Source organism: Prolixibacteraceae bacterium (assembly GCA_019720755.1).
Classification (GTDB): domain Bacteria; phylum Bacteroidota; class Bacteroidia; order Bacteroidales; family Prolixibacteraceae; genus Halosquirtibacter; species Halosquirtibacter laminarini.
In genome coordinates, this window is sequence record CP081303.1 from 1,643,761 (window position 1) to 1,669,002 (window position 25,242).

20 protein-coding genes are annotated in these 25,242 nt (G+C 36.2%); 15 read left to right on the forward strand and 5 right to left on the reverse strand.

Annotated features, from left to right (window positions below; genetic code table 11):
• Positions 1-139: 139 nt before the first annotated feature.
• The 5 genes from K4L44_06670 (at position 140) to yaaA (ending at position 6,456) form a co-directional block, all read left to right on the forward strand.
• Positions 140-766, forward strand: coding sequence for a PorT family protein (locus K4L44_06670; protein ID QZE15509.1), 627 nt, complete (start codon positions 140-142; stop codon positions 764-766).
• Between the two features lie 143 nt (positions 767-909).
• A complete protein-coding gene (locus tag K4L44_06675; GenBank protein ID QZE15510.1) occupies positions 910-2,688 on the forward strand; it encodes an SLC13 family permease in 1,779 nt (592 codons plus the stop codon).
• A gap of 29 nt (positions 2,689-2,717) precedes the next feature.
• Positions 2,718-3,296 (forward strand): DUF308 domain-containing protein, encoded by a 579-nt coding sequence (locus K4L44_06680; protein QZE15511.1) that lies wholly within the window; start codon positions 2,718-2,720, stop codon positions 3,294-3,296.
• Between the two features lie 17 nt (positions 3,297-3,313).
• A complete protein-coding gene (locus K4L44_06685; protein QZE15512.1) occupies positions 3,314-5,668 on the forward strand; it encodes a DNA topoisomerase 3 in 2,355 nt (784 codons plus the stop codon).
• Positions 5,669-5,682: 14 nt separating this feature from the next.
• A complete protein-coding gene (yaaA, locus tag K4L44_06690; protein QZE15513.1) occupies positions 5,683-6,456 on the forward strand; it encodes a peroxide stress protein YaaA in 774 nt (257 codons plus the stop codon).
• Positions 6,457-6,644: 188 nt separating this feature from the next.
• Here the strand turns inward: yaaA and K4L44_06695 are convergent, their stop codons facing one another.
• Genes K4L44_06695 through K4L44_06705 form a run of 3 tightly spaced genes read right to left on the reverse strand, consistent with a single transcriptional unit; the run spans position 6,645 to position 9,067 of the window.
• Positions 6,645-7,253, reverse strand: a complete 609-nt coding sequence (locus K4L44_06695; GenBank protein QZE15514.1) for a short chain dehydrogenase — start codon at positions 7,251-7,253, stop codon at positions 6,645-6,647.
• Positions 7,254-7,306: 53 nt separating this feature from the next.
• The gene (locus K4L44_06700; protein QZE15515.1) at positions 7,307-8,017 is read right to left on the reverse strand and encodes a LytTR family DNA-binding domain-containing protein; all 711 of its coding nucleotides are present in this window, start codon (positions 8,015-8,017) and stop codon (positions 7,307-7,309) included.
• Positions 8,018-8,026: 9 nt separating this feature from the next.
• Entirely contained in the window at positions 8,027-9,067 is a 1,041-nt protein-coding gene (locus K4L44_06705; GenBank protein ID QZE15516.1) for a histidine kinase, read from the reverse strand.
• Between the two features lie 300 nt (positions 9,068-9,367).
• Here K4L44_06705 and K4L44_06710 point away from each other — a divergent pair, with 300 nt between their 5' ends.
• The 6 genes from K4L44_06710 to ltrA all read left to right on the forward strand — a co-directional run bounded on the left by K4L44_06710 (position 9,368) and on the right by ltrA (position 18,884).
• Positions 9,368-10,480, forward strand: coding sequence for an HlyD family efflux transporter periplasmic adaptor subunit (locus K4L44_06710; GenBank protein QZE15517.1), 1,113 nt, complete (start codon positions 9,368-9,370; stop codon positions 10,478-10,480).
• Positions 10,481-10,498: 18 nt separating this feature from the next.
• A complete protein-coding gene (locus K4L44_06715; protein QZE15518.1) occupies positions 10,499-13,729 on the forward strand; it encodes an efflux RND transporter permease subunit in 3,231 nt (1,076 codons plus the stop codon).
• An 11-nt stretch (positions 13,730-13,740) separates the two neighbouring features.
• Positions 13,741-15,057: a TolC family protein gene (locus tag K4L44_06720; GenBank protein QZE15519.1), complete on the forward strand. Its 1,317-nt coding sequence runs from the start codon at positions 13,741-13,743 to the stop codon at positions 15,055-15,057.
• 206 nt (positions 15,058-15,263) lie between these two features.
• On the forward strand, positions 15,264-16,169 hold the full coding sequence (locus K4L44_06725; GenBank protein QZE15520.1) for a hypothetical protein: 906 nt from the start codon (positions 15,264-15,266) through the stop codon (positions 16,167-16,169).
• 385 nt (positions 16,170-16,554) lie between these two features.
• Positions 16,555-16,920: a PUR family DNA/RNA-binding protein gene (locus tag K4L44_06730; protein ID QZE15521.1), complete on the forward strand. Its 366-nt coding sequence runs from the start codon at positions 16,555-16,557 to the stop codon at positions 16,918-16,920.
• A gap of 548 nt (positions 16,921-17,468) precedes the next feature.
• On the forward strand, positions 17,469-18,884 hold the full coding sequence (gene ltrA, locus K4L44_06735) for a group II intron reverse transcriptase/maturase (protein ID QZE15522.1): 1,416 nt from the start codon (positions 17,469-17,471) through the stop codon (positions 18,882-18,884).
• A gap of 343 nt (positions 18,885-19,227) precedes the next feature.
• On the opposite strand, the gene K4L44_06740 is transcribed toward ltrA, so the two are convergent.
• On the reverse strand, positions 19,228-19,395 hold the full coding sequence (locus K4L44_06740) for a hypothetical protein (GenBank protein ID QZE15523.1): 168 nt from the start codon (positions 19,393-19,395) through the stop codon (positions 19,228-19,230).
• A 1,181-nt stretch (positions 19,396-20,576) separates the two neighbouring features.
• Here K4L44_06740 and K4L44_06745 point away from each other — a divergent pair.
• From K4L44_06745 to K4L44_06755, 3 genes are all read left to right on the forward strand, one after another.
• Positions 20,577-21,158 carry a hypothetical protein gene (locus tag K4L44_06745; protein ID QZE15524.1) on the forward strand — a complete coding sequence of 194 codons (582 nt, stop codon included), beginning with the start codon at positions 20,577-20,579 and terminating at the stop codon, positions 21,156-21,158.
• A gap of 134 nt (positions 21,159-21,292) precedes the next feature.
• Entirely contained in the window at positions 21,293-22,543 is a 1,251-nt protein-coding gene (locus K4L44_06750; GenBank protein ID QZE15525.1) for a site-specific integrase, read from the forward strand.
• Positions 22,544-22,667: 124 nt separating this feature from the next.
• Positions 22,668-22,988, forward strand: a complete 321-nt coding sequence (locus K4L44_06755; protein QZE15526.1) for a hypothetical protein — start codon at positions 22,668-22,670, stop codon at positions 22,986-22,988.
• A gap of 120 nt (positions 22,989-23,108) precedes the next feature.
• Here the strand turns inward: K4L44_06755 and K4L44_06760 are convergent, their stop codons facing one another.
• Entirely contained in the window at positions 23,109-23,750 is a 642-nt protein-coding gene (locus tag K4L44_06760) for a hypothetical protein (protein ID QZE15527.1), read from the reverse strand.
• A 172-nt stretch (positions 23,751-23,922) separates the two neighbouring features.
• On the opposite strand from K4L44_06760, the gene K4L44_06765 reads away from it, so the two are divergent.
• On the forward strand, positions 23,923-24,300 hold the full coding sequence (locus tag K4L44_06765) for a hypothetical protein (protein QZE15528.1): 378 nt from the start codon (positions 23,923-23,925) through the stop codon (positions 24,298-24,300).
• Positions 24,301-25,242: the final 942 nt, after the last annotated feature.

Sequence of the window (25,242 nt, forward strand, 5' to 3'; positions counted from 1 at the left end):
TTGATATTATTATTGAACCATATGCTATATATGTTGGTTTAAAGAGAGAGAAATAAAAAAGTATTCTTATAAAGTAATGGGATTTACTTTATGTGATTGTTTAGATGAATCGAGTTATATCTCTCTAAAACTAAAAATTATGAAAAAACTAATATTGCTTTCTTTAATTCTTTTCGTTTCATTCGGAGCTAAAGCACAACTTTTGCCATTTGATTTAGGTCTTAAGGTTGGATGGAACACTTCTGATATTAATACGAGTGATTTGTCTGATGCTATCTCTGCTTCTGATCCAACTAATAGTTCTGGATTTGCAGTGGGTGCATTTGCTCGTATTCACATGAAAAAACGTTATTTTATTCAACCAGAGGTTTATTTTAATAAGCGAAAAGGAACTACGACCTATAGCCTAGAGGATGGATCAAGTGTAGATTATGATTTGAAGATGAAGACCATCGATGTTCCTATTTTGTTTGGATACAAAGTGCTCAATGCAAAGGTTTTGAAGCTGAATGCTTTTACAGGACCTGTGATGATCTTTAACACCAATAGTTCTTCTGATTTTGAAAGTTCTTTAGGAAGTATCTCTGAGCCTTCAGGAACAGACTGGGGATATCAGTTAGGTCTAGGAGTTGATTTTTTAATGTTTACTTTAGATGCTCGTTATGAATGGGGATTGTCCAATGTAGATAGTGGATCGATTGAGAATATTTCTTTCGACCAAAAATCGAATATGTTGACGGTTTCTTTAGGATGGAGGATATTGTAAATAAGGTGCTTGAGGGAATTAATGAGAGAAGGTTATGAATCTTGCGTAGAAGAGTGTAACCTTCTTTTTTAGCACAAATTTTTTGTGAGGAATAAAAAGTATTATCTTCGTTTGAAGCTAATGTTTAACGAAAAGATCTTTTATTGGTATCTCATATCATCATAGTATTTATTGTATTGCTGTTTATCGTTCTATCTCTGTACTTTGAGTGGACGGGACCTTCATTTACCTTTTTAATAGCGGTGAGTGTTTTGGCAGTTTTTGGGATACTAACTCCAAAGGAGATAATGTCCGGATTTGCCAATGAACAGTTAGCGGTAATATTGCTTCTTCTGCTTATTGGAGATGTGATTCGACAAAGTTCTACGATTGAACGATTCTTTGATTGGTTTTTTCGTTCGAGTAAGACCTATCATAGTTTTGTATTTAGAATGACTTTAGTTGTCTCGGTTATGTCGGCTTTTTTTAATAATACTCCACTTGTGGCGATTATGATGCCTTATGTAGATAGTTGGAGTAGAAGGAATAGGATCTCACCGTCTAAACTTCTCATTCCGTTATCATATGCAGCAATTTTAGGAGGATGTGCTACTTTGATTGGTACTTCAACCAACTTAATCGTAAATGGCTTGCTATCAGAACAAGACATTCTTCCGGGTTTGGCACCTCTTGAGATGTTTGACTTTAGTATAGTTGGGATCCCTATGATTTTAATAGGAATATTATATTTAGTTTTTTTCTCCGATAAACTCCTTCCGGATAAGAAGGATGCTATGGGAGATTTTCAAAAGTCAAATAGAGATTATCTGCTTCAAGCGGTAGTGGATGAGGGCTCTCCATTGGTGGGAAAACGCATGAATGATGACAAGTTGAAGAATCTCCGTGGACTTTATATGGTGGAGATTGTGAGGGGGGAAAAACATATCTCTGCAATTTCACCTGAAACACAAGTGTTAACTGGAGATATCTTAACTTTCGCAGGAGATACAAGTACTGTTGCTGATTTGATAACACAATCTAATTCTGGGTTACGGTTTCCTGGAGCAGAGGGGTTGGTTTCTCGCAAAGTAACACAAGTCGTAGAGATTGTTATTTCACATAATTCAACACTGATTGGAAAGACGGTATTGGAGGCCAATTTTCGTGTGAAATACGATGCAGCAGTAATTGCTGTGCACCGTAATGGAGAAAGAATTTCTGGGCAAATTACATATGAGAAACTGAAGGCTGGTGATGCTCTACTTCTATATGGAGGACAGAATTTTATTCGTTTGAGTAAAAATTCTCAAGATTTCTTTTTAATTACAAGTGTATTGGAGAATCGAAAAGTAGCTCCTTATAAGAGTGCATTGGTTATTATTGGATTGATTGCGTCTATATTGTTATCTGTATTTCGTATTGTTCCTCTTTTTACCTCTCTCTTGTTCTTATTGGTTTTTATGAACGTGTTGGGGATCTGTTCACCAAAGGATATATATAAGAGTTTAGATCTAAATTTGGCAATGATAATTGCGCTAGCACTTGCTTTGGGCGTAGCAATGACTAAAACAGGGGTGGCTAAAATAATTGCTCAATCTATTATTACTATGTTTATGCCTATGGGGGTTTTGGGTTTGCTCGTAGGAATCTATTTGGTAACCTCATTGATGGCTAATTTAATTACTAATAAGGCAGCAGTGGCTCTTGTGTTTCCTATTGTATTAACCATTTCAAGGGATCTTCATATTCCTCCTGAACCATTGGTGTTATTGGTTGCATTTGCTTCTGCAGCGAACTTTATGACACCAATAGGATATCAGACGAATTTGATGGTTTATGGTCCTGGAGGATATTCATTTAAAGATTATACAAAAATTGGATTCCCTTTGACATTTTTGTATCTGATTGTGACCGTGGTTGTTCTCTATTTTGTCTATTTTTAGGTGTAACGTATCGAGAAAAATAAGTAATTATGAAACATTTTCATTTTATACAACATAAAAGAAATCTCATTAGAGGGATTTTAGGAGTGTTACTAGGGGCAGTAATGCTTTTTGTGCCAGGAATTACAGCGAAGGTAATTTTGATATTAATAGGTTCACTTTTTTTGGTCATTGGACTTTCTGGACTTCTTTTTAATACAAAAAAGATCAGTTTGCCGTTTCGTAATTTATTGCGTACAGAGTCTTATATAAGTGTTCTAATAGGGCTTGTGTTAGTGGTTTTTCCAATACAGCTTACGGAAATTCTATCGTTTATCGTGGGTTTAGGCTTGTTATTGCTTTGTATTAGGCAGGGGTTGAACTACTTTCAAACAATGCAGTACTTTAATCCATCAAAACTTTATTTGATTTCGGCAATAGTCGAGCTGATTATTGCTGTTATTTTATTGTTTTTCCCGAAACTATTGGTTAGTATTATTGTATGGGTTGTTGGATGTATTTTGGTTTTGTATGGTGCAAACCAAATTGGTTTGTATATACAGATGAAGAGGAAATATAATGGTGCATCTTCCAAAGATATTGAAGATGTCGATTTTAAAGAGTTGTAATAAATAATAGATATATAGTGAAGATTTGTATTGCCGAAAAGCCTAGTGTGGCGAAAGAGATTGCTACTGTTTTAGGAGCAACCCTAAGACGAGATGGTTATTTTGAAGGAAATGGTTATCAAGTAACTTGGACTTTCGGACACCTATGTACTTTAAAAGAGCCTCATGATTATGACCTCTCATGGAAGCGTTGGTCTTTGGCCTCTTTGCCTATGATGCCCTTGAAATTTGGAATTAAGGTGATTGATAATGCTGGAGTTCGAAAGCAATTCAATACAATTCAACGTTTGGTAGAGAATGCTGAGGAGGTAATAAATTGTGGAGATGCTGGTCAAGAGGGAGAATTAATCCAACGTTGGGTTCTACATTTGGCAAAATCAAAAGCACCATTAAAACGTTTATGGATCTCTTCTCTTACCGAAGAGGCGATTCGTGATGGTTTTGAGAGTCTTCGTGATGGAAATGATTTCGATCCTTTATATAAGGCTGGAATGGCTCGTGCTATTGGGGATTGGCTTTTGGGCATGAATGCAACTCGTGTTTACACCTTGAAATTTAGTCAAGGACAAGGAGTACTTTCTGTTGGTCGTGTTCAGACCCCTACATTGGCTCTAGTGGTATCGCGGCATTTAGAAATAGAGAATTTTAAGCCTACCCCATTTTGGGAACTTAAAACGACCTATCGTGAGGCTGTTTTTAATGTAAAGAGTGGTCGTTTTGATAATAAAGAAGAGGCTCAAAAACAGTTAGAAGAGATTAAGGATTCACCATTTGAGGTTACCAAGATTGAGACAAAGAAGGGTAAAGAGCATCCCCCTAAGTTATTTGATTTGACCCTGCTTCAAGTAGAGTGCAACAAGAAGTTTGGATATACTGCTGAGGAGACTCTTAAATATATTCAATCTCTTTATGAAAAGAAATTAACAACCTATCCTCGTGTTGATACGACCTTCTTATCTAATGATATCTACAAGAAGATTCCTTCTATTATGGGAAGCCTTTCAAAGGTTTATACCAAACAAATTACTCCTTTGCAGTCAGCTCCTTTTAGAAAGTCTAAAAAAGTGTTTGATGATAAGAAGATTACGGATCACCATGCAATAATTCCTACAGGAGTCTATCCAAGTGGATTGACCCAAGAGCAGAAGCAGGTTTATCATATGGTTTCCATGCGTTTTATTGCTGTATTTTATCCTGATTGTGAAATATCGAATACGACAGTAGAAGGTGTTTCAAATAAGATTGAGTTTAAAACGATAGGAAAGCAAATTTTGAGACCTGGTTGGAGAGTTCTGTTTCCTAGTGGAACCAATAAAGAAGATAAGGCGTTACCTCTTTTTGAGAAAGGAGAGCAGGGGCCTCATGAACCCGATCTTTTAGAGAAAGAGACTCAAGCGCCAAAGAATTATACTGAAGCGACTTTGCTTCGCGCAATGGAGACAGCAGGTAAAAGTGTAGATGATGAAGAGCTTCGAGATCTGATGAAAGAGAATGGGATTGGACGTCCTTCCACTCGTGCCAATATCATCGAGACACTATTTCGACGTAAGTATATCTATCGTGATAAGAAACGTGTTATGGCGAGCCCAACAGGAATTGAATTGATACAGACTATCGAGAATCAATTATTAACTTCTGCCGAACTTACGGGTACTTGGGAGAAGAAGTTGAGAGATATTGAATTAGGTAATTATGATCCTTCTATCTTCTTAATGGAGTTGAGAAAGATGGTTTGGGATACGATTCAAGGGGTTAAGTATGGTGCATCTAAGACCATTCATATTGTGGATGAGAAAGAGATGAAAGAGACAAAAAGTAGTGCTAAATCAGATAAAGATTCACGTTTAGCATGTCCTGTTTGTGGAGATGGAAGCGTGATGAAAGGAAAGGGTGCATGGGGGTGTTCTCGTTTTAAAGAAGGCTGCACGTTTCTTGTTCCTTTTGAAATATCGAAAGCTGCAATATCTCAAAAACAGATGGAGACGCTTGTGAAGAAGCGTAAAAGTGGTGTTGTCTCCTCTTTTAAAGATGATAAAGGAGAGAAATTCTCAGGCTTTTTAGTCCTCGATAAAGAGGGGGTGGTTCATGTTGAGCATAAAGAAGCAGATCCTTGGAAATGTCCTAAATGTAAGACTCATGAGATGGTCAAAGGAAAAAATGGATATGGTTGTAAAGGTTTTAATAGTGGTTGTCATTTTGTGATTCCATTTGTTGTGGGAGAGAAGAAAATTACAGACAAACAATTTGAGACCCTTATCAAACGTAAAAAAAGTCCATTAATAAAAGGTTTTTCGGATAAGGAAGGTAATAAATATGATGGTTACCTATTGATTGATGATAATTATAGAGTGATGATTCAAAAAAAGAGCTAAGGAGGAGTGTTTTTATGAAATTATTGTTGTCACCTGCAAAGAAGATTGATTTTGAACAGAAAGTTTCTTCAGATGTCGAATTAAAGCTACCCGTGTTTAATGCGGATGCCAATGAATTGGTAAGGCATTTACAAGAACTTTCTTCTGAGGAGTTGCAGTCCCTGATGTCTATTAGTAGTGATTTGGCAAACTTAAACTATAATAGATATGCTAACTGGGATTTTACAGATAATAAAAAAAGTCATTTCCCTGCACTTTGGGCTTTTCGTGGTGAAGTATATACGAACCTTGATGTAGAGACTCTATCTAGTGAAGCCTTAAAACGTGCTAATAACTCATTGCGAATACTTTCTGGACTGTATGGAGTGTTGGGTCCGTCGGATTTAATACAAGCATATAGATTAGAGATGGGGACGAAGTTCTCTTTCGAATCTTACAAGAATCTTTATGCTTATTGGAAGAGTCGAACAACTGATCTTTTAAATAAAGAGATTGATAGAGACAATGATCAGATTGTAGTGAATCTTGCAAGCACTGAGTATTCGAAGTCGATAGACATGAAGAAATTGAATGCAGAGGTTGTGACTCCTATATTTAAAGATTTGAAAGGTGATAATTATAAAGTGGTCTCTTTTTGGGCAAAACGGGCTAGGGGGTTGATGACACGATATATTTTAGAAAACGGTATTTGTGATGCGGAAGGATTACTAGGTTTTGATGTTTCTGGATACTATTATCATACGGATATGTCTAAACCTAATATGCCAGTATTTGTTCGTGATCATTAAGATGTAATAGTATAATTCTACTATTTTCAAAGGGGTATTATTTTGGGTAGTTGTTATTGAGGGATAGAAGAATCGAGAGAGATTCGTTTTCTTTTTTGAAAATAGAGTAAAGGAAAATACTTTTGGAAATAAAATATAAAAGAGATACAAATGCTTTAGTTTAAAAAGCTTGTATCTCTTTTGTTTTGTTAGATGTACTTACGAACATCATATATTTTACCTGTTTTGTTGTCTTCGAGACATTTTTTATAGATAAGTGCAACATCCTTTGCAGGTGTACCAGTACTACTATCCATCTTTAGCATTTCCATGGTCTCTTTCACAAATGGTGGAGAGATAGAATTCACTCGATGACTTTTGGTCATTTCTAATGCAACTGCTTTTACAAATGCATCTATTCCAGCATTAGCCATGCTTATAGAGCTTGCTCCATACATAGGCTCTTTGGCAAGAATACCACTCGAGAGTATAAACATACCTTCAGGATTAAGGAATGGGTATCCATAGCGTACCAAATTAACTTGTCCCATTAGTTTGTTATGAATAGCCATCCAGAAGTCCTCTTCAGATAGCAATTCATAGGTTCCTAATCTTGCATTTCCTGCCGTGGAAATAATTGCATCGACAGTTCCGATATGTTTGAACAAACCAACAATACTTTCAGGGCTTGTCATGTCCACTTTTAAACTTCCTTTTCTATGACCAACCTCGATGATTTCGTATTTTGGGGTCTTGGAAAGTAGTGCTACCACCTCTTTTCCTATGAGTCCGTGTGCTCCAATAACTAATATTTTCATAATAGTGCTTTTATTTATTGAAACAGAGGAGTGCCTATAAAAGTTTAAGGTTATTATTGAAAGATATCCATCACATCATTCTTATAGCTTTTACCAATTGGAAGTTTTTCTCCTCCTACTTCTAATTGATTTCCTTCTAGGGTTTCGATTGAAGCAATTGAAACTATATAGGATTTATGTATACGAATAAAACGATTTTGAGGTAATGTTTCAGTTAGAGATTTTAGAGAATAGTATGCTGTAATTCGTCGTTTTTTTGTATGAAAAGTGACATACTCTCTTTGACCTTCAATGTAGATAATATCCTCAAAGTTAATTTTATAAAGACGATAATCTGCTTTGATTGTAAGATAATCTTTTTGTGTTTTCTGTATAATATTGTCTTTAACACTCTCTTCCTCTTCATGATTTTCAATAAAATCAAGTGCTTTGTTTGTTGCCTTAAAAAATCTAGGAAAAGCAATAGGTTTAAGTAAATAGTCAAAAACATCGTAATTAAAACTATCGACAGCGTATTCTGAGAAGGCTGAAGTTATTATTATCTTTGAATCTATTTTAATTGTCTTTATAAACTCGATTCCCGTTATATGAGGCATCTGAATATCTAGGAAGATCAAATCTACCGTTTGGTCTTGAAGGTATGTGATTGCATCAATGGCATTGTCGAAAGTTTCTACAACTTCAAGATTAGGTATTTTTTCTACATAGCCTTGTAGTAGTTTTCTTGCTAGATGTTCGTCATCGATGATAATACAGGTTCTCATGATTCCAATTTATTTTAGATGAATGATCATCTCCACATGGAAGATGTCATGCGCTTCATTCATATTTAGTAAATGTCTTTTTGTATAGATTAACTCCAATCTTTTCCTTAAGTTTTTAATTCCAATACCTTTCCTTTGTGAAATTGTCTCTCCTCTAGGCGTAATGCTGTTTTTTGCATTTAGCTCTATTTTGTTACCCTTCTGAAGGAGGTATATTGAGACAAAGCTGTCAGGAGAAGAGGTTACTTTCCCATGTTTGAAACAGTTTTCAACAATTGGAATAAAGAGAAGAGGAGAGATCTGAATATCTGGATCTTCTATGTCTGTTTTAAAATGAATATTTAGAGGTTTATCCGATTTTAAACATTGAAAATCAATAAAGTTATTTAAATAGTCAATCTCTTTCTGTAACGGTACTGTATTTGCTGCACAGTCATCAATAATATATCTAAGCATGTCAGAGAGTCTTAGAATATTGTCAGCAGCACCCTCTTCTTTCATATATACTTGACTGTATACATTATTAAGCGTGTTGAAGAGAAAGTGTGGATTGATTTGTCCTCTTAAATATTTCAATTCGATATCTTTTTTCTCTAATAAAATTTTCTCCCACTTGATTTGTGCTTCTTTCCCCTTAAAAGAGATAAAAATAGACGTGCTTAGGAATAGAGTGATCAAGTAAGTCGCCATATAGCTAAATGCAGGATATATTGGACGGAATTCTGCACCATGAAAAAATGTGTCTTTTATTAATGGGTACAGTAGGTGTTTATGAAGAATGCAGAATAAAACCATCATTAATATTACCATTACCAAAGATAATATTGCATAGATGAACGAAAAAGCTCCTCTAGGTTTTAGGTATCTTGGAAGTAATAGGTAGATGTTTGTATAGGTAATAATCATTACCCCTGTAGTATTGATTAACGAACTTCGAAGTGCAAATTTCCATCCAAAATTGTTGGATGCCAAAATGAAGATAAAGAAAACAATACTCCATGTGATAAAATGCCACTGATTTTTTTTAAATATATCTATGATTGGAAACATATGTAACCTAAAATGATTTGATTATAATTTTAAAGATTATTTACAAAGATAACTTATTTCTTTGGGTTGTTTCCTTTGGATGTTCTCTTTTCAATCAGTTGCTTCTTTTGTTCAATAAAGTGGTCTTTGGATGCAAATAATATGTTTGTTGGTCAAACAACCCTTTTTTTGAAGGAAGTAGTCATTTTATTGAATCTTTTTTATTCTTAGTAGTAATAATTTCATCTTTGATGGAGTAAAGTAGACTTTATGTTTAAGTCCTTCTGTTGAACATATACACATTGTAGTAATATATTAATTATGAATAAAAAAATAGTTGGAGTTTTAATTGCTTTGGGGATTCTTTTGGCAGGTGTCGGGACGGTAATGTTTCTGAATAATACCAAAAAAGTTCCAAGTGTGAAAAAGAAAGTAGAGACCATTTATGGTGTGAAGTGTCAGCGTGTAGAGTACAAGGATATGATGGTTCCTTTTCATTATTCTGGTAGAGTTAGCTCTAATGCTATTGTTCAGCTTGGTGCCGAAGTACAAGGTCGTCTAATGGCAGGAAACGTTTTATTAAAAGAGGGGGTGAGCTTTAAAAGAGGAGAAGTTCTATTTAGAGTCTTTAGTGAAGATTTTAGAGCTTCATTGATTGCTTCTCGTAGTAGATTCCTAAAATCTCTTTCAGTAGTACTTGCGGATGTTTATGTGGATCTTCCTAACGAATACGAAAAATGGAATCGTTTTTTTGAATATATTTCAGTTGAGAAAGCGATGCCTGAATTGCCAAAGATAACTTCGGGTAAAGAGAAAATATACATGGCTTCTAAGAATGTATTGGGGGATTATTATGAGATTCGAAAAATGGAAATAATGCTTTCTAAGTATACTGTTCGTGCTCCTTTTAGTGGTTCTTATATTACAGTAAACAAAGAGGTTGGAAGTATTACTTCTCCAGGAACTGCTGTGGCAAGTATTATCCGTACGAATAATTATGAGGTAGTTGTTCCTGTTCTTATTCGTGATGCAAAGAAAGTGGGTGTTGGTGATACTGTGACTGTAGTCGAAGAGGATGGTGATTTATCGAAGACAAAAGTGATTAGAAAAGCAAACTTTATTGATCCTAGTACACAGAGTCAGAATGTATACCTTGCATATCGTGGAAATGAGATATTCTCTGGACAATATGTAGATGTTCAGTTTGAAAAGAACTTTCTTAAAGGGGTAATGGAAGTGCCTCGTGAAGCGATCTTTAAAGGAGACATGGTCTATGTGGAAAGAGATGGAAAGATTAAAAAGGCGACCGTAAATGTCGTGTATAAGAATGAAGATTTTATGTATATCAATGGTCTATCTAACGATGAAGTTTTGGTTATTGAGTCGTTGATCGGTGCATATGATGGAATGAAGGTAAATGCATTGATGCAATAAGAAAAAGAATCGTTTCGTATGTTAAAAAGAATAGTTTCACTTTTCGTAAAATACCCCTTTTACGGAAAGATTATTATTACCTCCCTATTGTTATTAGGAGGTATTTCTATGGGGTTGATGAAGAAGGCTTCTTTTCCTTTGATAGAGTCACATAATATTTCCATTACGGTTACTTACCAAGGGGCTACCCCAAAAGAGATGGACGAAGGGGTTACCTCTTTAATAGAGGATGCTCTTCGCGGTACTGTTGGGATGAAAGAGTTTTCTTCTGTGTCAAGAGAGAACAGTGCTAATGTGACTGTTGTTGTTGAAAACGACTACAATGTAGACGAGGTTCTTACGGATGTAAAGAATGCAGTCGATGGAATTAGCAATTTTCCTGCTGGAGCAGAGAAACCTGTCGTTGCCAAACAAAAGGCAAAAACTATTGCACTATTTATGAGGTTAAGTTCGGAAGAGAATGACCTGATGAAGATTAAAGAGCGTTCCCAAAAAATCGAAGATGATCTGAGAGCTTCTGGTTTGGTTTCACAGATTACGATCTATGGCTATCCTTCAAGAATGGAGATGTCTGTAGAGGTGAACGAATCTATGTTACGACGTTATAGCTTGACATTACAAGATATTCAAACTGCTATCTCTAATAATAATTTAGATATTTTTGGAGGGGTGATAAAGAATCACCGTGAGGAGATAAAAATTAATGCAAGAGAGCGCTCTGTACGCCCTGATGATATAGAAAATATTGTTGTTCGTGCCAATACTAATGGCGATTTGGTGAGAATTAAGGATGTTGCCGAAGTCCATTATCAATTTGAGGATATTCCATATAAATCGTTTGTTGATGGAGATCGTTCTGCATTCTTTGTTATAGAGAAATTGCGTACTGAAGATTTAGAGAAGATTTCTAATTTCATTAGCGACTATTGTGTGAAGTTTAATGAGGCGAACAAAGATATGGATCTAGAAGTTGTTCGTGACTTCAAAGACTTCTTGGATGCCCAACTTGATATCTTGTATAGCAATGGAATGATGGGAATGATTCTTGTTGTTCTCGCATTGAGTGTTTTCTTGAGTTTTAGGCTATCATTATGGGTTGCTTGGGGTATTCCTTCATCTTTCCTGGGAATGTTTATTGTAGCCAATATGATGGGGATAACCATTAACTTTATCTCTGTTTTCGGAATGATATTGATTGTAGGTATCTTGGTTGATGATGGTATTGTCATTGGAGAAAATATCTTTACACATTTTGAGATGGGTAAAAGTCCAAGACGTGCGGCTATCGATGGTACGTTAGAGGTGATCCCTGCAGTACTTACATCTGTAAGTACAACAATCATAGCTTTCTGTCCTCTATTCTTTATTGAAGGTAATTTAGAGATGATGTATGAGATGGCAGCTATTGTTGTTCTCTGTTTGGTGTTCTCTCTATTTGAAGGAATGTTTGTCCTTCCTGGTCACCTTGCTTCAGAGTCTGTATTGAAACCATTGAATAAAGATGGGTGGTATGGTAAGGTTCGTAATTTCTTTGATAAAGTCATTTTTGGAGTTCGTGATCGTTTATACCTTCCTCTACTACATTGGTTGTTGAAGTATAAACTGATCTCTGTAAGTATCTTTACTACTATCATTATCATCACCGTGGGATTGTTAACTAGTGGACGTATTTCAACTACTGTTTTTCCTCCTGTTTCAGAAGATAACTTTGTCATAGATCTTTGTATGAAACCGGGAGTGAACGAAGAGGTGACAATTGCTCGTTTGCGTTCTGTCGTTGATAAGATGAAACTAGTAAATAAAGAGTTGGCCGAGAAGTATGGAGAAGAAGTTCCTATTGAGAGTATTGCTATGAATACTGGTTGGGCGTTTAATGGAACCGAATCCGGAACCAATACTGGAAATATTCGTGTCTTCTTGCGTAAGATGGACAAGTCTAAGATGAGTTCACATATTGTGAAAGTAGCTATTTCAGAGAAAGTGGGAAAGATACAAGATGCCTACAAGTTTACTGTTGGTGCTAGTAACCGTTTTGGTGCACCTGTTTCTATTAGTTTATTAGGTAATAGTAAAGAGGAATTGGAAGAAGCGTCTCGTGAATTTAAGAGCGAATTGGGTAAATTCTCTTCTCTTTATAATGTGATGGATAATAACCAGATTGGTTCGCAGGAGGTTATTGTGAAGTTGAAACCTTCAGCGTATGCTTTGGGCTTGAATGAAGTAATGGTAATGACTCAAGTACGCCAATCTTTCTATGGAGGATTGTCTCAACGTATTCAGAATGGAAGGGATGAGATTTGGTTCTACGTACGCTATCCTTTGGAGAGTAGACGTTCCGTTGGACAACTTGAAAAGATGATGATTCGTACGCCTAAAGGAATGTATCCTCTTTCTGAAATTGCAGAGATGGATATTCAAAGAGGATTGACCTCGATTAATCATTTTAATGGAAAAATGGAGATCCGTATTGATGCTTATATGGTAAATGAGAAAGAGTCGGTCCCTCCAATCATTGAAAAAATAGAGAACCAAATATTACCGAAAATATTGGCGAACCATCCAGGTGTCTCTTACATGCATCAAGGTCAGATCAAAGATGCAAAAGAAGAGTCTGGTAGTATTGTTTTGTCTTTTGGAATAGCCTTCTTTGTTATATGGATTATTATCATCATATTCTTTAGATCTTTCACTCAAGGTATGATGATCGTAGCGATGATTCCATTCGGTATTATTGCAGCTTTATGGGGACACTTTATCGAGGGTATTTCTTTCTCTTCTATGAGCCTTTGGGGAATGGTTGCATTGTCTGGTACTATTATCAATGATGCGGTGGTGTTACTTGATCGATATAATCAGAATTTGAAACGAGGGTTTCATATGATACCTTCTGTAATTGAAGCAGCCAAATCACGTTTCCGCCCTATTATGTTGACAACTATCACAACTTCTGCTGGACTTTTTCCTCTTATTAGAGAAACAAGTAGTGATACTGTCTTTATTAAACCGATGGCTATCTCACTGGCATATGGTATATTGATTGGAACATTCTTTATTCTAACAGTGCTACCTGTTTATATTGTAATTGCCAATGAATTCCGTCTGTTTTATGCTCGCTTAAAAGGCGATCATAGTGCAACTCCAGAGAGTGTCGAAACAGCAGTTCGTGATCAAAAGATCTCTGAAACTCTTGATAAGGCTATGGCGCGTGAGATTGATGATACTCGTAATGAAGATGATTTTGAATTGTAATAGAAGAACTCATGATAAAGAGAAATGTTAAATGTTTATTTGTGATTGTCCTTTTGGCTATCTCCCCTATAGTGGGGAGTGCCCAAGAGGCATTAACACTTGAGCAAGCTATTGAGATCGGGTTGAAAAACAATTTTGATATCCTGATTTCGGATAAAAATCTAGATATAGCAACCACCAATAATAATTGGGGTAATGCTGGACGTTATCCTACAATCTCCTTCTCGATGAAAGGGGATATTTCACCAATGTATCAGAAAGATCAAAACATGACTGTTTATAGTGCAAATGTTATGGCTAATGTGGATTGGGTCTTGTTTGATGGTTTTCGTGTTAAGATTACGAAGCAGAAGCTTACTGATTTAGAGTCACTCTCTGGAGGACAAGCTTCTGTTGTTGTGGAAGGTGTGATACGAAAAATTATTTCTGCTTGGTATTTAGCTCGAGTAGAGAAAGAAAAAGAGATCGTTAGAAAAGAGATGGTGACTTTATCAAAGGATCGTTATGATCAGGCAAAAAGATTGGCTGAGATGGGTTCTAAGACAAAATATGAGCTTCTACAAGCACAGAATGCGTGGTTGGAAGATCAAGGAAACTATCTTTCTCAAAAGGTGACAGCAAAGAATGCTAGGCGTAATCTTTCATATGTGATGGGAGAAGATTCAAGTAAATCAATATGGGGGGTTCAAGGTGAATTATCTGCAGAAGATAAAGATTTTGTGATGGCAGATCTTTTGGATAAGATGTATCATGATAATAATAACCTTAAAAATCAATATCTCAATCAGAAGTTGATGGTAGATGAACAAGGATTGGCTAAGTCTAAAATGTTTCCTACAATCTCTTTGAATGGGGCGATCACTGAAAGTTATAGTGAGTCTAGTCCACAACATCCTAATATGATCCCTGGTGTGACAACAAACCCTTCTGTTGGTATCCGTCTAAGCTATAATATTTTTAGTGGAGGAACCCGTAAACGCGCAATTCAGGTAGCCAAAATCAATAAAGAGATATCAGATCTCAAGATTGATGATATGAAGCTTTCTCTTGCGAATCAGTTGGGACAATACTATGATCTATATGATGTAAACAAGTCTCTCCTTCATCTGTCAGATGAGCAGGTGGGGGCTGCAAAGCTAAATTTAGATATATCGATTCAAAAGCTTCGATCTGGAGCCATTAATTCGTTCAACTTTCGAGATGTACAGGTGATGTATTTTAATGCCAAGACAGCGCAGTTAAACGCAATATACAAACTTCAGATGTCTTATGTGGACTTGGTAACTATTACAGGTGGCGTAATAGCGGCGTATAGTCCTGCAAAGTAATAGCGGTAGTCTTTTATCTAAATCCCTTTGTCTACATTTTTATGTAGCAAAGGGTTTTTTTTTCTCCTTTAAGACTTATTTGATTATTAAGCGTGAAAAATATAAATAATTATGTAACACATTTGCACTTTTGATGACTAACAACTTTGATGAAAAAAATGTAGAGTGAAACTCTGTCTATTAAAGTAATATGAAATTTTAAATCTATGAAAAGAATTGCGACGACATTGGGAATATTGTTTCTGTCTGTTTTTTCTGTACAAAGTCAGAATAAATCGATATCAGATAGATATTTGGAAGCTGGAAATTTAAAGAAAGCGATTGAGGGGTACAAAAAGGATTACAACTCCAAAGTTTCACGCTTTACTAAGAAGCAACGTGCTTATAAAGTTGCTAGAGCTTATGCATTTGACGGAAACCAAGACTCTACATTTCGTTATTTATACATTGCATGTAAAAGGGATAGTACTGTAAAAGTATTAAGAGATCCTGCTTTCTATTACTATTGGGGTAGCGAGTCTTGGATTACTTTTGAGGATATGATCATTGAGAACACCCAGAAGAAGTATGGGGAGTATAAGAGTCTTAAAACTTCGAAAGATTTATGGAATATACGTGCTACATGGGAGTTGTTAGATTATCAAAATCGTGTTCTTGAATTAAAAGGTCTTGGAAGTTCTTCTTTATCGAGATTTTTAGGAAGAGAAAAAATGCTTCTTGAGAAGGATCTTGCTGTATTTGTAACAAATTATGTGGAGAAAAATGGATGGCCCAAGGATAGTGAATTGGGACGTAATGCAACACTTGCTGCTGCATTGATTGTATATAATAGTAGCGCAGAGAAAATTCGAGAATACTTATCTGTTGTCAAAGCTTCTTGTGAAGCAAATGAAACACTTTGGGGGGTATATGCTTATTTGTATGACAAGTTGGCTCGTTATGAGGATCGTCCTCAGAAATATGGAACACAGATGGTACAGATAGATAAATCTCATAAAGGGTTGTATCGTGTAGAGTCAAGAGCAAACTTAGATAAATTAAGAGAGGAGATGGGGCTTCAGAAAATAGATAACATGCTTCTTTATGGAGATGATTTCTGGGGATTCTTTTAATTCGGATTCCATTTTAACCTATAATAATCCCCATCAGATAATCGAACGATTATTGGATGGGGATTATTTTTTAGACTATTATTGCTCCATCTCTTTTACCAAAGCATTGTTGTGTGCCCCCAAAACTTCTTGCTCTTATTTCTTTTATTGTGAAAAATAATGAATATTCATGTTAGTCGTAAATAGTTGTGTCTGTACATAATTGTAAAATGCAATCGTTTTAAAGTTTGTCATACAAACTTCTTTCTAGATGGAAGTCATTAGGCCTTAAAACGTTTTGTATGTTTATAAAAAAAACATAATAATATCTTCTGTGAATAAAAGTTAAGTACTAAAATATTTTCTATATTTGAGTAGCTAATCTATTTTTTAAAATGGAGAAATTATGACGGACGAAAGAAAAAATGAATTTAGTGAGGACAGAGATAGAGATCAAGCTAGGCAACAGGATCTTTACTCTCAGGTAGTGAAAGCTGGTAATAGAACCTATTTCTTAGATGTAAAGAAAACTCGTTACGACGATCCTTATATGGTGTTAACTGAAAGCAAGAAGAAGGTCGATCAAAATGGTAAGTTTTATTACGATAAGTTTAAGGTTTATCTTTATCAAGAAGATATGGACGAGTTTCGTTCTAAGATGGATAATATTGCCTCTTTTATGGAGGGGTATTTAGAGAAAAATCCTCGTAGTGAAAAAAGTAGAGTAAAGTCTTATCGTAAAAAGAATGAAGAGGTAAATTCTGAATCATAATTTATGATTTCTAGTTAATCTTTTCGAATGTTTAAGTAGTAAGATTTGGTGTCAATGTTATATTGATTTTCCCCCAAGAAAAAGGAGTTATGACAAATAACTCCTTTTTTTAGTATGTCGGGCATTGTAATAGTCTAGCAGAGTGCAAGTCTCTGTATGTGCCGAGTTGATAGGAAACATTAGCAATTGGCAAGGGTGTTGGAGGTGACTCCAGATCTGAAGGAAGCCATTAGCAAACTTGACGTATTGACGCACAGAAATCTGATATAAGGCTGACTTGGAGCGGGCAACCGAGCTATAGATTGGGAACGCCCGAAATTCAACCGTAACTCCATGCAGTAAATCAGGCGATACGCAAGGAATGTCTATTACCTTATCCCGAGAGATCTCACCACCTGTTGCACCCGTAACAAACCGAGAGGAGACAATCGGCCATAGGTACTTATAAGAGTGAGAAGTCAGCAGAAGACATAGTAGTTTTCTTTTTTTTAGGAAAACGAAGGTCTGAATCAATTAACGTAAGGAGCAGTCAGTCGAACGTTTATTTTATGGAGCATCAGCAAGACATAGCGTACCAATTAGATCTGTTCATGGAACGGAGGCTGGACACTATACACCAATATGGAGATCGTAAACACGTAGAGGGCGCGAATCTATCATTGGGGAAGCAAGTAAAACGAGTCAATAAACAAGGACGAGCCTTAGCTACCGACTTGATCGGTATTGTATGTTCGCACGATAATTTACATCGTGCATTTAAGCAGGTGAAACGAAACAAAGGAGCCGCAGGTATAGATCGAGTACCGGTTGGAAAATTTTCAACATGGTACGCCGAATATGGCGAATCAATGGTTGACAATATTTTGCTAGGTACTTACTATCCTCAATCCGTTCGGAGTGTTATGATTCCGAAAGCCAATGGAGGGGATCGCGAATTAGGTATCCCTACAGTTCAGGATCGAGTTATTCAACAAGCTATTTCTCAGGTATTAACTCCAATTTACGAGAATGAGTTTTCAAATTACAGTTATGGATTTCGTCCCAAACGTAGTGCTCATCAGGCATTAAAACAAGCGAGTGAATATGTTTCAGATGACATGTACTACGTTGTCGATATGGATATGAAGAGCTTCTTTGATGAAGTGAACCATGACCGATTGATATGGAAATTAAGCCATAAAGTAGAGGATCAACGCCTACTTTTACTAATCCGTCGTTACTTACAATGTGGAATTATGAAAGGGGGAGTGACATCTGTACGAATTAAAGGAACCCCACAAGGTAGTCCTTTATCACCACTTTTGTCAAACGTTGTACTAGATGAACTTGATAAAGAATTAGAATCTAGAGGTCATTGTTTTGTAAGATATGCTGACGATTTTAGCATTTTTGTTCGCAGCCATAGAGCCAGCGAGAGAGTAAAGAAATCGATAAGCAACTTTCTCACCTCTCAACTTAAATTAAAAGTCAATGAAGAAAAGAGTATCAGTTGTGAGAGTAGTAAAACCGAACTACTAGGCTACACTATCTTAAACAACGGAACACTTATCATTGGAAGATCTCGAACCGCGCGTCTTAAATCTAAGGTAAGAATGGTAACCAAACGTAACCGAGGACGAAGTCTGAAACAAGTTGTAGAAGAACTTAATCCTATCTTACGAGGATGGTTTAATTATTTTAAATGGGCAAGTTGCAAACGTATATTGAATGATATCGACGCATGGATTCGAAGAAAGTTAAGATGTTATCGATTGAAGCAATGCAAGAAAACGATCGCAGCAAAACGATTTCTGAATAATCTAGGAGTTCGGACATGGCAGAGTTGGATTCTAGCACTGTCAGGTAAGGGTTGGTGGCGTAAGTCAAGCAGTCCACAATCACATCAAGCAATGAGTTTGCAATGGTTCGATAAATTAGGGCTATACAATATGTCGATAAACTACGAAAAGTTCAGAGTTAATTGAAACCGCCGTATACGAGAGTGTGTACGGTGGTGTTAGAGGACGGGGGAGTAATCCCCCTACCTACTCGATTTTGTTCTGATATGGTGATTGAGAGTAGGGATCCCTGTGTTCTGGAGTCATAAAGAATGCTCTGATATTATTTTAATTTGGGAACCAATTGTTGTGTTTTGAGGATAAATAGAGTCTAAGAAAAACTATTTAAAAGTGTGAAGTAATAACGATTTACATCGAAGAGGTTTATTTAAGTTGGATAAAGGTTTGTAAGGTTTTCTTGTAACGCTCTTCTTGTTCAAAAAAGAAAAGAAAGCTGTTACAAGTATGGTTTAAATGGTATCGTTAGTAATTAGCGCTGGCATGCCATTTTTTTGATTTGCGCTATTTGATTGTCTATAGATTTAAGATAATCTCTTTTGTTCATGCCGTCAATCAACATGTTCTCATCGTGTTTTACAGCATCCTTTTTTAACATGTTGTAGTACTCTAGTGTTTCGAAGTATTCTTTTCTTCCCATTTATTTAAAAATTTAATTATTGATAGTATTTATCTGACATAAGATCAGATGTTTTAATCTGTTTTAAGTTATTACACCTAATTGTTATAAGAAGTCGTATTCTTTTCTGTAATATGTGATGTTGTCTTATTAGTCCACAGTTTTTTTAGGGAACTAGACGGTTTTATCCTGTCTGATAGAAAATACGAACTGTCCAACTTTAATTTGGGCGTGTTTGTTACTATTTGACGCCATCATTTATCTTTACAATCGAATCAATTGTGTGTTTTTTCACTCTTCTGTTTTTGAGAGAAGAAAGAAGTGATAAACATCGAAAAATGATGGAGTAGAAGTGGAGAAAAATCTCTTTAATAATGTATAACTTCTAACTTTATCGCAGTTTATTTTATGCGATATTGAGTACAAACATACAATAAAAGAATTATAATACAAGAGATGAGGGAGTTTTTTTTTGTTTTTTAAATATTTTGTATTCTCAAATCTTAGGAGTTTTAATGTAGTGCAGATGTGTTTTATCTGGTGCGTCACGAGGCGTGCGTTTAATATAAATTAATAAAAACCAAGTAGAATGAAAGAGTCTACCAACCCAATTTGCCGTTCAGGTTGAAGATCATATGACATGGTAATTTGGAAACAAATATCATGAAGCTCTTATGAATCGGACTTGTAGGCTGCATCAGTTAGGCTTCGTTAGACTAATTTAGCAATGGTCAACCTCCCAGATATGGTGAAACCTGTTACTCATACGTTAGATGTTAGAGAAGATAGATTATCTAATCAACGGCAAATGCGATGAGATTGCTCGGAGTAATATGATGTTGCATGTAAGTCAATGGTTGCGCATGAACGTGAGAGCCCCTAACATTACAGTAGTCCAGTAGATGAGGGAGTCGGAGATGTCTATATTTAGTGTATGATGCTTGAAAAGGTAAAAGCAAGCGTAGCGAAGGGACATTACTGTATAAATAAGATATCGAATAAACTAAGCTAGTCAGAATTGAGAAATGAATAAGTATCAAGAACAAGACGGAGCAACTGAGAAACAATGTTTGTTGTTTAAACGCAAGAAGCGAGAACTTCCAGATGCATAAAGAGTACTTGCTTTACAGCGGAATCTATATCGAAGAGCCAAACAAAGTCGAAAGAATAAGTTTTACGTACTATACGACAAAGTTTTCCTATTGTATATCCTGCGCGAAGCATGGGTTCGAGTACGAAGGAATAATGGTAGTGCGGGTGTTGATGGGATGCGTATAGAAGATGTTGAGCTTTATGGTGTAGACCGATACTTAGAAGAACTAAGAGAAGATTTACGCCAACAAACCTATCGACCAGAAGCGGTAAAGCGCAAGCTGATCGAGAAGGCAAATGGCAAGACACGTCCTTTAGGTATCCCCACAGTCCGAGATAGAATTGCACAGACCGCGTGTCTTTTGATCCTTGAACCGATCTTCGAGGCGGACTTTGATGAAAGCTCTTATGGATTTCGCCCAAAACGGAGCAGCAAAGGAGCGATCAGAGAGATAAAGGAACAATTACAACAAGGAAACAGGTCAGTTTATGATGCAGATTTAAGTCAATACTTTGATACTATCCCACATGCTAAATTGATGATTGCTTTAAAGGAGCGGATCACTGATCCAAGGATTTTACGACTAATTAAGAAATGGCTAAAAGTCCCCGTAAAATATGGCCACAAAATGACAGGCGGTAAAAGTAATCATTTAGGTACCCCACAAGGGGTCTTACCTATTGAATATTAACTTACTGAAACACAGAGCAACATATTGTTTTTGAGTGCGTTGGTGAAATTGCTAAATTTACATTACCTTAGAATTAAGGGTTGAGTAATGTGTGTTGTTTCATTAATGTTTCATTAGATTAATTCAAGAATGATATGGCTTCTATAAAATTGGTACTGGTAAATAAGAATGCTGTTAATAAGTATAATATCTCTGTACAGATCTTAAGTAATAGGACTAAAGCGATTTTGAAAACGAATTATTATGTCGAAAAAAATCAATTTAAGGAGGGGCGGGTGAGAAATCATCCCAATAGTACTCTGATTAATAAACGTCTGGCTTCTATCCTATCTGATTATGAACAGAAATTGGATAAGATCTATGTTGAGCAGACTAAGATGACTGCAAAGGAGATTAAGGAGTATCTTTTGAATGTGTATGTTGAAGAGGTTGGAAAGAAGGAGGATGTGGAGTTGTTTTCTTATCTAGAGGAGTATATTGAGGAGTTGGATCGTAAATATAAGGCACTTCTTCTGGTTGATAAGAAAGCTTCTAAAGGTACTTGGAAGAATTATTCGATTTTATATAATAGCTTACGTAGATTTAAAGGGGATCAACGGGTACTATTTAAGGATATTAATAAAAGGTGGCTGGAGGATTATGAGCAATTTCTTCGGGAAAGTGGTGTTAATACCGGGATATGGACTTATATGAAGAGTTTGAAGCATTTGTTTAATTCTTTAATTAATTCTGAAGATCAAAAGTTAAGTGCTGAATGCTATCCATTTCGATATTATAGTATCGCAAAATTTAAGGGAAATAGTACTCCACGATTTTTGAATATTGAAGAGGTTCGATCTGTGATGCACTATGAGACGACCAATGAAAATGAGATTTTTGCTCGAGATACTTTTATTCTTAATTATTTGTTGATGGGGCTTAACTTCAAGGATATGTATTTTATAGAGAAGGATGATATCCAGGATGGACGTGTGCATTATACTAGGTCGAAGACTGGGGTTAAACATAGTGTGAAGATTGAACCAGAACATCTGGAGTATTTTGAGAGATTAAAGGGTGAAAAGGAGTTGTTTCGTTTCCAAGAGAAATATTCATCTAGAGATGCATGTAATCAAACGATTTCAACGGCTTTGAAAAGAATTTGTGCTAATTTAAATATTCCTGCTTTTGCTATTGGACGAAGTCGATATACTTGGAGTACCATTGCTTTTAATGATTTGAATATAAATGAAACAGTGATTGACTTGGCGTTGGGCCACAAAGTAAGTCATACGTTGGCTGGTGCTTATTACATTGTTAAGAAGGTGAAACTTATGGATGAAGCAAATCGTCAAATGATTGATTATTTGTTTGAGACTGGTCCATTTGAGAAAGCTTCGGAGTGATGATAATAAAACTCATGTAGTTAATGTTTGTGTGTATCAGAATAAAGAATTAATTTTAAGTAAACAATTTATGGTGTGGTAGTCATAGATTGTTTGAGGTGTATTGGAATAATATATTCCTAATATGTCGGACTTAGTTTACTTATCTATCGAAAAGAAAGAGTTCTTAGACTGTTTGAAGAAACAGTTTTATGCTGGCCATGGCAATGGAGTTAGACAAACTCTTATAGAACTCGGTTTAATCACTGCAGATATACGCAAAGCGGAAGCGAAGAAGTTATTAGGATGCTCTACTTATGACCGAGCTGTTGAAAAAGGTTATATCGTGGAACGAAAGCTTAATCCCGAAAAAAGGAATAGTAGTATTGTTGTGTCACGTTCCCAGGTGTTTTTTGTTCGGGATTTGGTTCTTGAAGGGGACGGCATGGAGGTAAAGGTGGTATAGAGTAAGTAGGGAGGAAATACGGATTGAATAGAAAGGGCTTTCTATGAGAGAGAGCCCTTTCTTGGTGTGTATTGCATTTAATTAAAGAACGAATTTTATGCATTGAAGCTTAATCTTCCATTATAGGTTGACCAATGCATGTACAGAATCAGAAACTTGTAGTTTACCTTCTACATTAATATGATGATAGAAACAATAAACGTGGACAGTACCACTGATTCCCAATTCATCGCTATTGATAGTTGTATTTTCTGCGACAAGTAGGTCAAAATCATAACGAGGTAATATCTCGCCATTTTCAGAGATAAATAATAAATTCAACATTGGATCGTGAGTTCCTCTTTCAAAGCTATCATATTTCCAGTCAAAGCTAAGACTATTATCAGAAGATTTTGTTACAGAAAAATTACGAACAGGAGGTCTTGATCCATTGGCGATGATCAATTTACTGTAATCGATTTTAATTTCGTCTTTTTGTGCATCGTAAGAGAAGTGTTTGAAGTTCTCTTTGATTGCAACATTGTGCGCAGTTTGATGAATGGCTACTTCTTGAAAACCAATTTTGACCATGTCATGAATGCTCGAGAAGAATTTTACTGCAGCCCCAAATTTTTTGCGTTGTGCAACTTGAGATTTGGTGGATGATTTTTTGCGCATTTTTGGCTTAGATCGGATGACATCAATCCCTTTCCATGTTGAACCAACAACAGATCCTACAGTACCAGAGAATCCTCCTAGAATACCTTTAGAAATTTTACCCATGATGAAAAGTTTTAGGTTAATAAACGTTTGTCATGTGCAACTTTATATATATTATATAGCAATCGCAAGTGTTTTATAATTAGTGCGTTGTTTTGCTTCGGGATGCGCTGTTTTGCATTTTGATATGGCTGTGTTATTCGTTAAATATGACGTTGTAACAAAACTGGTGGCTATGAAAGATTTATTGATTTTTGTGGTGTGTGTATTTGCTAGTTTGACTGGATTGAGCTCTTTTAATGGTGTGGAATCTCCTGTTTCCTCAACGAAAGATGTAGCGATTTCGGTTTCAAGGAAGGATGATGTGGAGGTGGTGAAGGAGACTTTAGATGAAACGAAGTTGCGGTTGTTGACTCAGGAGCAGAAGTTGATGTTTCTGGAGGATCGTTTTTTTGAGCGTCTGGATGGTGCTGAGGCAAGGATAAATGCTGAGATTCGAGGACAACAGAAGCAACTGGATAGTTTGCGTGGGTTGATGCATATGGTGCTCTCTTTTTTGATTGGGTTGAGTGGGTTTCTGATTTATGAGAAGAGAGGTGAAAAGAAGGAGTGATCCTTCTTTTTTTTTGATTATTGGTAAAAATAGATGTGTTGTGGTGAACTGTTGAGTGTGTGATGTTTTGTGTATTTGGGGTTGAGGGGGTTTGATGTTTTGTGTGTTTGCCAATGGGATTTACTCGCGTTGTTTTGGGGATTGCGAAAAGGTTTTTGTTGCGAACTGGAGGCGATGAGGAGCTTTTTTGAGGGTGCGAGGTACGTAGCAAACGATAAAGGAGGGACGACTGTAAAAGCGGAACAGCCGAAAGAAGCACGGAAATGCCGTTTGAGGAGACCGAATAAAAAAGATATTCCTTCTGGATGATTAGCGTAGCGATGATTCCAGAAGGATTTTCTTTTCGGTTCTCCGATGGAGCAATCCCTTAAACAACTCCTTTGAAAGGGCGGGCGGGGCAAATTGTTTATGCTCTTTTTTTGTCTCTATACCTAAAGCCGTTGAGCGAAGCTCATAAGGCATGGGAGGTATAGAGACATTTTTGTTTTATACGTTGTCGTTTGATTGCTATTAAGGTATGGTTTGTTTTCTGGTGGTTTTACTATTGAGGTAAAGATTGTTTTTGTTTTCTGGTGTTTGATCTGTTATATGGTGGTTTTGCTATTGAGGGATGGTTTGTATTAGGATGATGTTGGCTGTATGGAGATGGGGATGTTTGTTCTTTTTTGAATGGATGAAGTGTATTCGGTTGGATGTGTTTTTCTCTGCTGAGGTGAGAATGTGTGATTTGAATCTTGAGGTATTGGATTTTTGGTTGAGGGGGGTTGATGTTTTGGGTTGAGGGGTTGTGATGTTTTGTGTGTTTGCCAATGGGATTTACTCGCGTTGTTTTGGGGATTGCGATTAGGCTTTTGTTGCGATACTGGAGGCGGTGAGGAGCTTTTTGAGGATGCGAGGTACGAAGCAAACGATAAAGGAGGTACGACTGTAAAAGCGGAACAG